At 65.3% G+C, this 14,883-nt stretch carries 9 protein-coding genes; all 9 read right to left on the bottom strand.

Annotated elements, in window-relative coordinates:
* Positions 1 to 15: 15 nt before the first annotated feature.
* Positions 16 to 864 carry a methylenetetrahydrofolate reductase [NAD(P)H] gene (gene metF / locus CSQ87_RS08490; protein ID WP_100513447.1) on the bottom strand — a complete coding sequence of 283 codons (849 nt, stop codon included), beginning with the start codon at positions 862 to 864 and terminating at the stop codon, positions 16 to 18.
* A 219-nt stretch (positions 865 to 1,083) separates the two neighbouring features.
* Positions 1,084 to 3,384, bottom strand: a complete 2,301-nt coding sequence (metE, locus tag CSQ87_RS08485; RefSeq protein WP_100513446.1) for a 5-methyltetrahydropteroyltriglutamate--homocysteine S-methyltransferase — start codon at positions 3,382 to 3,384, stop codon at positions 1,084 to 1,086.
* Positions 3,385 to 3,590: 206 nt separating this feature from the next.
* The gene (locus CSQ87_RS08480; protein WP_100513445.1) at positions 3,591 to 4,148 is read right to left on the bottom strand and encodes a SixA phosphatase family protein; all 558 of its coding nucleotides are present in this window, start codon (positions 4,146 to 4,148) and stop codon (positions 3,591 to 3,593) included.
* A 44-nt stretch (positions 4,149 to 4,192) separates the two neighbouring features.
* A complete protein-coding gene (locus CSQ87_RS08475; RefSeq protein ID WP_100513499.1) occupies positions 4,193 to 5,284 on the bottom strand; it encodes a tRNA (adenine-N1)-methyltransferase in 1,092 nt (363 codons plus the stop codon).
* A gap of 180 nt (positions 5,285 to 5,464) precedes the next feature.
* Positions 5,465 to 6,343: an ABC transporter ATP-binding protein gene (locus CSQ87_RS08470; protein ID WP_100513444.1), complete on the bottom strand. Its 879-nt coding sequence runs from the start codon at positions 6,341 to 6,343 to the stop codon at positions 5,465 to 5,467.
* 190 nt (positions 6,344 to 6,533) lie between these two features.
* The gene (gene glgA / locus CSQ87_RS08465; RefSeq protein ID WP_100513443.1) at positions 6,534 to 7,772 is read right to left on the bottom strand and encodes a glycogen synthase; all 1,239 of its coding nucleotides are present in this window, start codon (positions 7,770 to 7,772) and stop codon (positions 6,534 to 6,536) included.
* Positions 7,773 to 7,999: 227 nt separating this feature from the next.
* Positions 8,000 to 8,461, bottom strand: a complete 462-nt coding sequence (locus CSQ87_RS08460) for a hypothetical protein (RefSeq protein WP_100513442.1) — start codon at positions 8,459 to 8,461, stop codon at positions 8,000 to 8,002.
* 64 nt (positions 8,462 to 8,525) lie between these two features.
* The gene (locus CSQ87_RS08455; protein ID WP_100513441.1) at positions 8,526 to 10,061 is read right to left on the bottom strand and encodes a glutamate synthase subunit beta; all 1,536 of its coding nucleotides are present in this window, start codon (positions 10,059 to 10,061) and stop codon (positions 8,526 to 8,528) included.
* Position 10,062: 1 nt separating this feature from the next.
* Entirely contained in the window at positions 10,063 to 14,634 is a 4,572-nt protein-coding gene (gene gltB, locus CSQ87_RS08450) for a glutamate synthase large subunit (RefSeq protein ID WP_100513440.1), read from the bottom strand.
* Between the last annotated feature and the right edge of the window lie 249 nt (positions 14,635 to 14,883).

The following is a 14,883-nucleotide window of genomic DNA, read 5'->3' as shown; positions in this document are numbered from 1 at the left end:
GGACGTGTCGGCGGCTCAGACCTCGCGGAACAGCGGAGCGACGTTGCGCCAGATGCGGCGCGTGGTGCCGGGATGGTTCATCGTGTACAGGTGGACGCCGTCCACGCCCTGTGCCACGAGATCGCTGATCTGCTGGGAGGCGTAGATGATGCCCGCGCGACGCAGCGACTCGCGGTCGTCGCCCCACTTCTCCAGCATGGCGTTGAGCGCCTTGGGGATGACGGTCGCGTTCTTGCGGGCCATGTTGCGTACGGACACCGCGCTGGTGACCGGCATGATGCCCGCCTCGATCGGCACGTCGATGCCGGCCGCGCGGGTCTTCTCGACGAAGCGCAGGAAGTCCTCGTTGTCGTAGAACAGCTGGGAGATCAGGTTCGTAGCACCGGCGTCCACCTTGATCTTCAGGTTGCGGATGTCCTCGTCCAGCGAGGGACATTCGATGTGGCCTTCCGGATAGCAGGCGCCGAAGATCTTGAGGTTGGGCCGGCGGTCGCGGATGTAGGCCACCAGATCGCTGGCGTGCTCGAACTCCCCCACCTCCTGCTGGCCTTCGATCACGTCGCCGCGCAGGGCAAGTACGCCGAACACGCCGGCGGCGTCGAACATCTCCAGCGCCTGATCGACCACCTCATGGTCGGAGTAGAGCGCGGTGAGATGGGCGACCGTGGGAATGCCGTATTCGGATCGGACGGTGTTGGCGATGCGGGCCGTGGCCGAACGGTCGGAATGGGTGCCGTGGCCGTAGGTGACGGAGATGAAATCCGGGTTCAGTCCTTCCAGGCCGTCAAGCGTGTCGTAGATGGTGCCCACCGGCGCGTTGCGCTTCGGCGGAAAGACCTCAAGGGAAAACTGCGGGGAATGCAATGGAATGCTCCTTGTATGTCCGTGGCTGGGTGATGCCGTGCGATCGAACGGACCATGACCGCACGGCATGGATCATGGCCAAACGAGCCGAAAACGCCGAGGGGTGAGGACCCGGCGGCGTTGCCACCGTTGGTCTTCACCCCTCAACGAGCGATCATTCGGTCATGCGATCGTCGCTATCGACGTATGCCGTCACTGGCGAGTCTCACTTGGCAAGCGTCACTTGGCGAGCTCGGCGCGAACCTGCTTGGCGGCGGCCACGAGATGCTCCAGGCTCGGCCAGGTCTCGGCGTTGCCACGGGTCTTCAGACCGCAGTCGGGATTGATCCACACCTTGTTCACGTCCATCTTCTTCAGGATCTCATGGATGCGGTCCACGATCTCCTCCTCGGACGGAATACGCGGGGAGTGGATGTCGTACACGCCGGGGCCGGCCTCGGTCTCGAAGTTGGCGTCGTGGATGGCATCGAGCACCACCAGATCGCCACGGCTGGCCTCGAAGGAGATCACGTCGGCGTCCATCGCGTCGATGTCGCGGATGATGTCGTTGAACTCCGAGTAGCACATGTGCGTGTGGATCTGGGTGCCGGGCTTGACACCGGAGTGCACCAGACGGAAGGCGGGCACGGCCCAGTCGAGGTACTTGACATGCCAGTCGGAACGACGCACCGGCAGCTTCTCGCGCAGCGCGGCCTCGTCGATCTGGATCACCTTGATGCCGGCGGCCTCGAGATCGAGCACCTCGTCACGGATGGCGAGGGCCAGCTGGGTGGTCTGCGCCTCGTGGGTGATGTCCTCGCGCGGCCAGGACCAGTTGAGGATCGTCACCGGGCCGGTGAGCATGCCCTTGACCACGTGATCGGTCTTGGACTGCGCGTAGGAGCTCCACTTGACGGTGATCGGGTTGGCACGGCTCACGTCGCCCCACACCACCGGAGGCTTGACGCAGCGGGTGCCGTAGGACTGCACCCAGGCGTTCTTGGTGAACAGGAAGCCGTTGAGGTTCTGGCCGAAGTATTCGACCATGTCGTTGCGCTCGAACTCGCCGTGCACCAGCACGTCCAGTCCGATCTCCTCCTGATGGCGCAGCACGTCCTCGATCTGCTTGCCGATGAACTCGTCGTACTCGGCCTGGCTGATCTCGCCCTTGCGGAACTTCGCACGGGTGGAGCGCACCTCACGGGTCTGCGGGAAGGAGCCGATCGTGGTGGTCGGCAGCAGCGGCAGGCCCAGCTCGTCCTTCTGGATGGCCTGACGTTCGGCGCGGGCGGGCTGACGCACGTACTCGTCGTCGCTCAGCGCGGCCACGCGGGCGGCGACGGCCGGATCGGCGGCCACGCGGGTGCCGTCGAACAGGGCCTGATTGGCCTTCAGCGCCTCGGATTCGGCGCGGGCGGCGTCGTCGGCCTCGACGAGATCGGCGATCTCGCGAACCTCGCCGAGCTTCTCGACGGCGAAGGCGAAGTGCTTGAGCACCTCGGGGGCGAGCTTGTCCTCGCCTTCGGTGCTGAACGGCACGTGCAGCAGGGAGTCGGAGGTGGAGACGGCCACGTTGGCGGCCTTGGTCTTCAGCGCGTCGATCAGGCCGAGGCTCACGGCGTAGTTGTTGCGCCAGATGTTGCGGCCGTTGACCACGCCGGCGAAGAGGGTCACGTTCTCGGGGGCGCCGTACTGCTCCACGGCGGCGAGGTTCTCGTCCTTGCCTTCGAGAAGGTCGAGGCCGATGCCGTCGAAGCCGAGGTCGAGGGCGGTGGCGTAGCTGTCGGCGATGTGGCCGAAGTAGGTCTGCAGCAGCACCTTGACGTCGCCCTTGGCGGCGAGGATGGTCTTGTACAGCGTGGTGAAGAGCTCGAGATCGCCCTCCTCCTTGTCGAACACGAGGTAGGGCTCGTCGAGCTGCACCCACTTGGCGCCCAGCTCGTTGAACTTCGCCAGCACGTCGGCGTAGGCCTTGGCGGCGTCGGCCACCAGCTCGTCGGTGAGGTTCAGCTCCTCGCCGTCGAGGCCGCGGGCGAACTTGAGGAAGGTGTAGGGGCCGATCAGCACCGGCTTGGTGTCGATGCCCAGCTCCTTGGCCTCGGCGTACTCGTCGAACGGCTTGGTGCCGGACAGGGCGAGCTTGGTGTCCTCGGTGATTTCGGGCACGAGGTAGTGGTAGTTGGTGGTGAACCACTTCTTCATCGGCTGGGCGGTCACGTCGCCCTTCTCGCCCTGGTATCCGCGGGCGATGGCGAACAGGGTGTCCTCCTCGTTCAGGCCGAGGTCCTTGTAGCGCTGCGGGACGGCGCCGAGCAGGATGGCGGTGTCGAGCATCTGATCGTAGTAGCTGAAATCGTTGCTCGGAATCAGATCGATGCCGGCGGCCTGCTGGAGCTTCCAGTGCTTGGCGCGCAGCTCCTTGGCGGTGGCGCGGACGTCCTCCAGCGAATTGGCACCCTTCCAGTACCCTTCGATCGCCTTCTTCAGCTCACGATTCTGTCCGATTCGGGGAAAGCCGATGACGGAAGTGGTGACAGACATAATCCTCCAATATGGTTATGCAATGGTTATGCAAACAACAGAAAAACCGCATAAAGGCTAACAAAGTTTTCCTTATATGCGGTTATCCAGCAAGCTTGCATGTCGCTATAAACGGCGTTTATGGAGAGGTGGGACGGCGATTTGACATCCCGGCCCGTTCCGCTACACCCCGGATGGCCCTTGGATGGCCTCGAACGGCGCCGGTGCTACTCGCAATCCTTGGGCGTCAGTACGGCGAGCAGCATCGCGTCTCGTACCTGCCACTGGTCGAAGGGCTTGTCGCTACCGAAAATCACAACCGAAGCCGTGGACAATCCCAGATTCAGGATGTTCAGCAGCGCCGGATCGGAGCTCGGATCGGCCAGCCACTGGCTGGTCACCGACACCGTGGGCTCGTGGCCGACGATCATGAGCCGCCTGGTTTTCGGCCGCACATGCGTCATCTCGTCGAGGATCGCCTGCATGCCGCCGGCGTACAGGCTCTGCCGCATCTCGACTTTGGGCCGGTCGCCGAAGTACTTGAGCAGACGTTCCGTGGTCTGCCTCGCGCGGGTGGCCCCGGAGCAGATGATCTGATCGGGGATCAGCGAGGCGACGGCCAGCGCCTTGCCCACCTTCGTCGCCTGCTTAAGTCCCTTGTCGGAGATCTCGCGGCTGATGTCTCCCTCGGCTCCGGCGCTTTTGGCGTTCGCATGACGCATGATCATCAGCTGGTACTTGTATTTGCCCGCCTTCTTGGCGACCTTGTTCAGGTTGACCACCATGTCTGGCCCTTTCTCCGGCGGCTGCTTCGCCGGCTACCGTACAGTCATTCTATACTGCCTCGGTCATCCTGCGCACCGCTCACAATGGCAATATTTGCCACCTGCTGGTCAAGATCGTGCAGTACCTTGCGCAGCTTGCGGTCGGAGATGTCACGCAGCTCCAGTTCGGCCAGCCGCTCCCGCTGCTGCTCGGCGGTCAGATCGTCGATGTCGGAATAGACATCCTTGGTGGGCCGTTCGCGCTTGTGCAGGGCGTCGACGCCGGAGGCCATGGCCCGTGCGGTGATCAGGAATCCGGTGTGGCCGATCATCTCGTGGTTCGGCCGCACCGCCAGCCCCTGCGCCTTCCAGCCGCGCTCCAGGGTCTCGGTGATCTCCGGCTCGGTCCAATGGCCGGATTCGCGCATGGCCTCGGCCACGCGGCTCATCTGGGTGGTGGTGGTGACGTAGCAGGTGATCACGCCGCCGGGGGCGATCACCCGCCATGCCTGATCCAGCCGGTTCCACGGGTCGAGCATGTCGAGGAAGATGCGGTCGAAATGGTCGTCGGGCAGGCCGGGGGCCACGGAGTCGAAGTCCCCCACCATGAGGTTCCACCATGCCGGGCGGATACCGAAGTACACGGTGGCGTTGGCCTCGCAGACGCGGGCGAACTCGGAACGCATCTCGATGGTGGTCAGCTCGCCGTCCTCGCCCACGGCGTCCAGCAGGTGCAGGCCCATGGCGCCGCTGCCGCCGCCGGATTCCAGCACCCGCATGCCGCGGCGGATGTCGCACACCTCGATCACCTGGGCGATGTCCTTCGGATACATGATCTGCGCGCCGCGCGGCATGGACAGGATGAAGTCCTGCAGTCGCGGCCGCATGACGGTGTACTGCCATCCGCCGATCCTTCTCGCCGTCTTCCAGGGCTTGCGCGGGTTGCGACGATACGCCTCCGCCGCGGATTCGGACTGTCCCTCGGCGGTGACCGTGGTCACCACGCTGCCCTCCGGCAGTCCGATGATGTCGTCGTGGAACAGCACGCCGCGTTCGGTCTGCACCGTGCCTCCCGGCACCAGCTGTTCGGTGATCCTCTTGCCCTTGCGGTCGGTGAGCTGCACCTTCTCCCCCGCCTGCAGCGGTCCGCGTCGCACCATGTGGTCTCCTCCATGCGTCAGTCAGCGTGTTCGTGCGTGTCGATACGTGATGCCGTGGCCATGCCGACGGTCATGCCCCACCATAATAAACGATGCGAGGCAACAGTGACGGTCATCGCCGGCCGCCACCGATCCGTCCCGATATCCGGCTCCGATACGATGTCCGACTCCGCCGGCTCAGCGGTGCGCCGATCCGGCGAACGCCTGCCACCGGCCGTCCCGGTGCTCCACGGTCAGCGGCAGACCGAAGATGGCGGAGACCCGCTCCTCGGTGAGCCCATGCTCCAGATCCCCGGTGTAGATGATGGTGCCGGGTGCCGGGTCCCCGCCCTTCACCCTGGTTTCGTGGGCCTGACGTTCGTCGCCGGACAGCCGGCCCATGATGGCGATGTGGTCGAACCCCTCGGGGATCTCCTCCAGACGGTGCGTGACGAGCACCATGGCCCTTTCGTCGGACTCCGCGCCGAGTTCGGAGAGCGCCCCGACCACCAGCTCCCTGCCGCCGAGGTCGAGTCCGGTGGTCGGCTCGTCGAGGATCGCCAGTTCGGGATCGGCCATCAGCGCGCGGCAGATGAGTATGCGGGTGCGCTCCCCCTCGGACAGCTTCCACATCTGCTTGCCGGCGAGATACTCCACGCCGAACCGACGCATCAGGCCCCTCGCCCTGGCGTAGTCCTCCTCTCCGTAGGTGTCGCGCCATTTGCCGGTGGTGGCGGTGAGCGCGGTGACCACCGCGTCGAGCGGGTCCTCGTCCGGCGGGAAGGCGCGGGAGAGTTCGGCCGACGACAGACCGATCCGGTTTCGATAGGAGAAGACGTCCACCTTGCCCAAACGGTTGCCGAGGATGTCCACCGTGCCGTCGCTGGGGTGCAGACGGGTGGCCATCATCTGGATCAGAGTGGACTTGCCGATGCCGTTGGGACCGAACAGCACCCAGCGTTCGCCCCGCCGGATGGTGAGATTGACACCGGTGACGATCACCCTGCCCTGACGGCGGAATTCGACGTCGGTGAGCTTCAATGCGATATCGGGAGCGGTGGAGGGGGTATGGGACATGGTATGCGGGTTCCTGATCGACGATGGATATGGGGCGGATGGATATGGAGCTGACGGATATGGGGCTGACGGATGGGTGTGGGATCGGAGCGAAGGATGCCGGAAGGATATCGGGGAGAATACGAGGAGGGGGAATCCCGACGGCTGGGCGATCGGGACTCCCCCTCGGTATCGAGCCGGACTCGCAGGGCTACTTGCCGAGCACCTGCTTGTACACCTCGATGGTGTTGTCGGCGATGGTCTCCCAGCTGAACACGTCGCGGGCGCGGGCGTATCCGGCCTCGCCCATCTTCTTGGCGAGCTCGGGATCGCGCATCACCTTGTTGATGGCGTCGGCCATGTCGTGCACGAACTTCTCCGGGTTGGTGGGCGTGCCGGTGCCGTCGTGCAGCTGGTCGATCGGGACCAGATAGCCGGTTTCCCCGTCGACCACGACCTCCGGGATGCCACCGGTGGCGCTGGCCACCACGGGCAGGCCGCATGCCATGGCCTCGAGGTTCACGATGCCCAGCGGCTCGTAGATGCTCGGGCAGATGAACGCGTCGCAGCCGTGCTCCAGCGCGCTCAGCTCGTTCTTCGGCAGCATCTCCTCGATCCAGATGATGTTGCCGCGCTCCTTGTCGAGCTCGGCGAAAGCGTTCTTCACCTCGGCAGCGATCTCCGGGGTGTCCGGGGCGCCGGCGCACAGCACCACCTGCACGTCCTTGTCGACGAAGTGCAGCGCCTGCAGCAGGTACGGCAGACCCTTCTGGCGGGTGATGCGGCCGACGAACAGCAGCGTGGGCTTGCTGCGGTCGATGTGGTAGCGGTCGAACACGCCCCAGCCCGGATCGTCGGCGGCGGGCGTGGCGAACTCGCTCATGGTGATGCCGTTGTACACCACATGCACCTTGTCGGGGTCGACGTTCGGGTAGGCGGCGAGGATGTCCTTCTTCATGCCGCCGGAGACGGCGATGATCGCGTCGGCGTGCTCGTAGGCGTCGCGCTCGGCCCAGGAGCTGAGGTTGTAGCCGCCGCCGAGCTGCTCGCGCTTCCACGGGCGGAACGGTTCGAGGCTGTGCGCGGTGATCACCAGCGGGATCTCGTGCAGCTGCTGGGCGAGTCGGCCGGCGAGGCAGGCGTACCAGGTGTGCGCATGCACCAGATCGGCGTCCACGTCGTTGGCGATCTGCAGGTCGACGCCGAAGGTCTTCAGCGCGGCGTTGGCGTTGGCCAGTTCGGTCGGCGTATCGTAGCCGACCAGAGTCAGGCTGCCCTTCGGATCCTCTCCGGGAATGGCGGGAACGTCCTCGGACTTGCGCGGACCGTCAAAGGCACGGACGGTGACGTCGATGCGCTCCGCCAGCACCTTGGAGAGCTCCTCGGCGTGCACGCCGGCACCACCATAGATGTGCGGCGGGTATTCGCGGGTGAGGATATCGACTTTCATAGGCGTCTCCTTAGAATGTGAGCAAACACTTCCAGTATAAAAGTGGCTCGCCGATTTCCCGGTAATTTCCCGGTATGAGGCGGCATAAGGGACGAAGCCGGGCGTGCCGGCGGATACGGCGGGCGCGGCACCGGCCTGAAGTCTGAAGGCCCGCGAATACGACAAGACCGCCGGAGCAGATGCCCCGACGGTCTCGGCTGGGTATCGGACGGGATCGATCCCGCCGATCACACGGCGGTGCCGTTGGCGTCGACGTTGGGATTGTCCTTGGGATTGCCGGCCACGAAGAACAGGCTGAGCACGCCCACGGCGAAGACCGCGGCCACCACGATCACCGACCAGGTGGGCATGTTCGGAATCCACATGACCACGAGGAACGCGATGGCGGACAGCACGATCAGCGCCCAACACAGGAAACGGAGCCAGCCGCGCACCCCGTGGGGGGCACGCAGAGCCTTCGGCTCACGCATGTACCCGGCGTGAGCGCTCTCTTCGGCGTCCGGAACGAGCGTGGCGGCGGAGGGCTTCCACTCCCCCGTCTGGCCGTTGCGCAACCTGATCGACTTCTCCTGCAGCGAGTACTCGTCGACCATGCCCTCGCGGGACTTGGCCACCTGAGGCCTGGTGTTGCGGGAATTGCCGCGGCGCGCACGCTTGGCGTTGGCGCGCCGTTCAGCTCGATTGGACATGCTGGCTCCTTTATCGCCGTTTCGCTTGACTACTTGGTGAGTATATACCCGTAGTCCCGTCGGATCAGCGAGGCAGCGCCATCGGACGCTGGGAGGCGACGATCGGCGCGGGAAGCTCGGTGCTGCCGGTGAGGTAGCGGTCCACGGCGGCGGCGCAGCTTCGACCTTCGGAAATGGCCCAGACCACGAGGGACTGGCCGCGTCCGGCGTCACCGCAGGCGAACACGCCGTCCTGACTGGTGGCGAAGTCGTCGTTGCGGGCCACGTTGCCGCGCCGATCGAGCTCGACGGGCAGCTGGTCGACCAGCGTGGTGGTGTCGGGGTGCAGGAAGCCGACGGAGATCAGCACCAGATCGGCGGGCAGCACGCGCTCGGTGCCGGGCTGGCGGGTGAACGGACCGTTCTCACCGGGGGCGACCTTCACGATCTTCAGACCGGTGATGTGGCCCTTCTCGTCGGCCACGAAGCCCTCGGCCGTGGTGTCGTTGAGCACGTGCACGTCCTTCTCGTCGGTGATCTCGTCGCCGAGGTACTCCACCGAGTCGGTGTCGTAGATGTAGGTGCCGCCTTCCTCCATGGAGGAGGTCTTCTGGTAGAGGCGGGCGAAGGTCGGCCACGGCTGGTTGTCGGGACGCTCGGTGGGCTCCTGGCTCATGATCTGCAGCACGGTGACGGACTTGGCGCCCTGACGGATCGAGGTGCCGAGGCAGTCGGAACCGGTGTCGCCGCCGCCGATGACGATGACGTTCTTGCCCTTGGCGGTGATGTCATGCACCGGCTTCTTGCCCCACACGCGGCGGGTGGCGTCGGGCAGGAACTCCATGGCGAAGTGGATGCCGTCGAGGTCGCGGCCGGGCAGGTTCATGTCGCGCGGCACGGTGGAGCCGATGGCCACCACGACGGCGTCGTAGCGGGAGCGCAGATCATCCCAGGAGATGTCCTTGCCGATCTCCACGTTGGTCTCGAAGCGGGTGCCCTCGGCCTCCATCTGCTCCACTCGACGGTCGATCAGGGACTTGTCGAGCTTGAAGTTCGGGATGCCGTAGCGCATGAGGCCGCCGATCGCGTCGTCACGCTCGTAGACGACCACGGTGTGGCCGGCGCGGGTGAGCTGCTGGGCGCAGGCGAGGCCGGACGGACCGGAGCCGACGACGGCCACGGTCTGGTCGGTGAGTCGCTGCGGGGGCATCGGCTTGACGTAGTCGAGGTTCCACGCCTGATCGATGATGGTCTGCTCGTCGAGCTTGATCATGGTCGGAGGCTGGTGGATGCCGAGCACGCAGGCCGCCTCGCACAGCGCGGGGCAGATGCGGCCGGTGACCTCGGGGAAGTTGTTCGTGGAGGACAGACGGTTGTAGGCGTCCTCCCACTGGCCCTGACGGACCAGATCGTTGAACTCGGGGATCAGGTTGCCCAGCGGGCAGCCGGTCATGCAGAACGGCGTGCCGCAGTCCATGCAACGGGCCGCCTGCTCCTGGGTCCACGGCTGCAGACCGGATTCGGCGTGGACGTCGAGCCAATCCTTGATGCGCTCGGCGACCGGGCGCTCGGCGAGCTCTCGACGGGAACGGACCTTCAGAAAACCTCTAGGATCGCCCATGTCAGCGCACTCCTTCCATTACCTGCTCGTAGACCTTCTCCCAGGCCCCCGGAGCGTTGAAATCGACATTATCGGCCTTGGCCTGCTCCATGGCTTCGGTCATGGCCACGAACTGCGTGGGCACCACGTGCGTGAAGCGCTTCGCGGCGGCCGGCCAGTCGGCCAGCAGCCCCTCGGCGAACTTGGAGCCGGTCTCCTCGGCGTGCTTCTTCACCAGATCGTGCACGAGCTGCTCGTCCTTGCCTTCCAGCGGCAGGAACTTCAGCGAACCGTTCTTCGCGGCCGAGGGGTTGACCTTGGCCATGTCCAGATCGAGCACGTAGGCGTTGCCGCCGGAGAAGCCGGCGCCGAAGTTGCGGCCGGTCGGTCCGAGCACCACCACGGTGCCGCCGGTCATGTACTCGCAGCCGTGGTCGCCCACGCCCTCGACGACGAACGTGGCGCCGCCGTTGCGCACGCCGAAGCGTTCGCCGGCGCGGCCCGCGACGAACAGCTCGCCGGAGGTGGCGCCGAAACCGGTGACGTTGCCGGCGATCACGTTGGTGTGCGGATCGAAGGTGACGCCGTCCTCGGCACGGACGATCAGGCGGCCGCCGGAGAGACCCTTGCCGGCGTAGTCGTTGACCTCGCCGTAGACGCGCAGCGTCTCGCCTCGGGGGATGAACGCGCCGATCGACTGGCCTCCGGAACCGTGCAGGGTCATGTCGATGGTGTCGTCGGGCAGACCCTCGGCGCCGTAGCGCTTCGTGATCTCATAGCCGACCATGGTGCCGACCGTACGGTTCACGTTGCGGATAGGCATTTCGATGCGCACGGGTTCGCGGTTCTCCAGCGCGGGCTGGGCAAGCTCGATGAGCTTGTTGTCCAGCGCCTTCTCCAGCTCGTGGTTCTGCTCGATGGTCTGGTGCAGGATCGTGCCGGGCACCGGGCCGGGCTGCATAAGCACGTTGCTCAGATCGATGCCGCCGGACTTCCAGCGGTCGATGGCCTCGTTCTGATCGAGGCACTCGACGTGGCCCACGGCCTCCTCGAGCGTGCGGAAGCCGAGCTGGGCGAGGATCTCGCGCACCTCCTCGGCGATGAACATGAAGAAGTTCACCACATGTTCGGGCTTGCCGCGGAAGCGGGCGCGAAGCTCCGGATCCTGCGTGGCGATGCCCTGCGGGCAGGTGTTCTTCTGGCATGCGCGCATCATCACGCAGCCCTCGACGATCAGGGCGGCGGTGGCGAAGCCGAATTCCTCGGCGCCGAGCAGCGCGGCGATCACCACGTCGCGACCGGTTTTCAGCTCGCCGTCGCACTGCACGACGATGCGGGAGCGCAGGCCGTTGAGCACGAGGGTCTGCTGGGTTTCGGAAAGACCGATCTCCCACGGGGTGCCGGCGTGCTTGATGGCGTTCATCGGGGCCGCGCCGGTGCCGCCGTCGTGTCCGGAGATCAGCACCACGTCGGCATGGCACTTGGCCACGCCGGCCGCGATGGTGCCGACGCCGAACTCGGAGACGAGCTTGACGTGGATGCGGGCCTTCGGGTTCGCCATCTTCGCATCGTTGATCAGCTGCTTGAGATCCTCGATGGAGTAGATGTCGTGGTGCGGCGGCGGGGAGATCAGTTCCACGCCGGGGGTGGCGTGACGGACCTTGGCGATCCACGGCGGGACCTTCGCGCCGGGCAGGTGGCCGCCCTCGCCGGGCTTGGCGCCCTGAGCGAGCTTGATCTGCAGGTCGGTGGCATGGACCAGATAGTCGCTGGTCACACCGAAGCGGGCGGAGGCGATCTGCTTGATGCGGCTGTAGCGCTTCGGATCCTCGATGCGGTCGTCGGATTCGCCGCCCTCGCCGGAGTTCGAGCGGGCGCCGATGGAGTTCATGGCGATGGCCAGCGTCTCATGCGCCTCCTGAGAGATCGAGCCGTAGCTCATGGCACCCGTGGAGAAGCGCTTGACGATCTCGGAGGCGGGCTCCACCTCGGAGATGTCGATGGGCTTGCGGTCGTTCTTGAACTTCATCAGGCCACGCAGCGTCATCAGACGGTTCGACGTGTCGTTGATGTGGTGCGAGTACTTCTTGAACATCTGGTAGTCGCCGCGCTGGGTGGACTGCTGCAGCAGGAAGATCGCCTCGGGGTCGTTGAGGTGGTCCTCGCCGGTGCGACGCCACTTGTATTCGCCGCCGGTGCGCAGGTTGCGGTGCGGCGAGGCGGTCCACTGGTTCGGGTAGGCCACGCGGTGGCGGATCGCCACCTCCTCGGCGATGTCGTCCAGACCGACGCCCTCCACGCGGGAGGTGGTGCCGGTGAAGTAGCGGTCGATCACATCCTTGTTCAGGCCCACGGCCTCGAACAGCTGGGCGCCACGGTAGCTCATGATCGTGGAGACGCCCATCTTGCTCATGATCTTGAGCACGCCGGTGGACAGCGCCTTGATGAGGTTCTTCACGGCCTGGGCCGGCTCGACGTTCACGTAGCCGCGGCGGGAGAGGTCCTCGACGGATTCGAGCGCCAGATACGGGTTCACGCAGGCGGCGCCGTAGGCGATCAGCAAGGCCACATGGTGCACTTCGCGCACGTCGCCGGCCTCCACGGCCATGGAGACCTGCGTGCGGGTGTGGCGGCGCAGCAGGTGGTGCTGCACGGCGCTGGTGAGCAGCAGCGACGGGATCGGACCCCAGGTGTGGTTCGAATCGCGGTCAGAGAGCACGATGAAGTTCTTGCCGTCGGCGATGGCCTGATCGATCTCGCCGAAGATCTCCTCGAGACGCTCCTCGAGGGCCTTGCCGCCGCCGGCGACCTGATACAGGCCCTTGACGACGTACGGCTTGTAGAAGCCGCCGAGGATCGGGGCGCGATCGAGGCGCTTGAGCTGGGCCATGCCGTCGGAGTCGATGACCGGCAGCGGGATCAGCACCTTCTTGGCGTGCAGCTCGGTGTCGTCCAGCAGGTTGGCCTCGGGGCCGATGGCGGATTCGAGGCAGGTGACGATCTCCTCGCGCTCCCAGTCGAGCGGCGGGTTGGTGACCTGGGCGAACTTCTGGGTGAAGTAGTCGAACAGCATGCGGCTGCGCTTGGAGAGCGCGGGCAGCGGGGTGTCGTTGCCCATGGAGCCCAGCGGCTCCTTGCCGGTGTTGGCCATCGGCGTGAGCAGGAGCTTGATGTCCTCCTCGGTGTAGCCGAAGGCGCGCTGGCGGCGCTGCACGGACTGGCCGGAGTGGTTGACGTGCTCGCGGGCGGGCAGATCGCTCATCTCGATCGAGTTGCCCTCAACCCACTTGCGGTACGGGTGCTGGGCGGCGAGGTTCTTCTTGATCTCCTCGTCGGGGATGATGCGGCCTTCGTCGGTGTCGACGAGGAACATCTTGCCGGGCTCGAGACGGCCCTTGGCCACGATGTGGTCCTGCGGGATCTGATCGAGCACGCCGGTTTCGGAGGCGAGCACGATGTATCCGTCGTCGGTGAGCTGCCAGCGGCCGGGGCGGAAGCCGTTGCGGTCGAGCAGGGCGCCGACCTGGGTGCCGTCGGTGAAGACGATGTCGGCCGGGCCGTCCCACGGCTCGATCAGCGTGTTGTTGTACTCGTAGAACGCGCGCACGTCGGGATCGAGGTCAGGGTTCTTCTCCCATGCCGGGGGCAGCATCATGCAGATGGCGTGCGGCAGGGAACGTCCGGCCAGATGCAGCAGCTCGAGGCATTCGTCGAAGGTGCCGGAGTCGGAGTAGCCGGGGATGCAGATCGGCAGCAGCGGCTTGAAGTCGCCGAGCAGTTCGGAGCTCAGGCTGCCTTCGCGGGCCGAAAGCCAGTTGCGGTTGCCCTGGATCGTGTTGATCTCGCCGTTGTGGGCCAGCAGACGGAACGGCTGGGCCAGCGGCCAGCTCGGGAAGGTGTTGGTGGAGAAGCGGGAGTGCACGATGGCGATCTTGGCCTTCATGCGCTCGTCCGTCAGATCGGGGAAGAACGGGGTCAGCTGCATCGTGGTGAGCATGCCCTTGTAGGTGATGGTGCGTCCGGAGAGGGAGGCGAAGTAGATGCCGACCTCGTGCTCCACGCGCTTGCGGATGCGGAACGCCTTGCGCTCCAGATCGAGGCCGCCGAGCCTGCCTTCCTCGTCGGCGATCACCAGGGTCTTGAACGACGGCATCGAGGCCAGCGCCTGCAGGCCCAGTCCGTTCGGGTTCGTCGGCACCACGCGCCAGGCCAGCACCTCGAGGCCCTCTTCGCGCACGATGTTGGCGATGGCCTGCTCCTGCTGGCCGGAGGTGGCGATGTCGCGGTCGAGGAACGCGATGCCGGCCACGTAGTGGCCCTCTTCGGGCAGTTCGGCGTCGATGGTGGCGCGCATGAACTCGTCGGGCATGCTCATCAGGATGCCGGCGCCGTCGCCGGTGTTCTCCTCGGCGCCGACGGCACCGCGGTGATCGAGGTTGATCAGGACCTGAATCGCGTCCTCGACGATCTTGTGTTCGGGTTTCTTGTTGAGGGTGGTGACCATGCCGACGCCGCAAGCATCATGCTCTGAAGTCGGGTCATACATCCCCTCGGGTGCATGGATCGTCAGGTCTAGCGGAGCGTTCAATGTCACCGATATCACCTCTGGATTAGGGCAGGATTCACCTGCGGTTCAATTGCCTTGTTAGATTACAGCCGATCTGTATCTTACTTGCAAACGCCGACGCATATCACAATTGCCAAAAGTTTTAAAGACTTTACAAATAAACGGATTTCAAAGATTTCACATTGTGAGACGGCAGGTCGAAATCATGCGTGAAAACGGCCGTTTCCCAGTTCACTGGCTGGAACGACATCGTCGTCGCCCCATGCGACACGCGGG

The sequence above is a fragment of the Bifidobacterium simiarum genome (genome assembly GCF_002802905.1).
GTDB classification, from domain to species: domain Bacteria; phylum Actinomycetota; class Actinomycetes; order Actinomycetales; family Bifidobacteriaceae; genus Galliscardovia; species Galliscardovia simiarum.
This window is presented reverse-complemented; position numbering and strand designations above follow the sequence as displayed.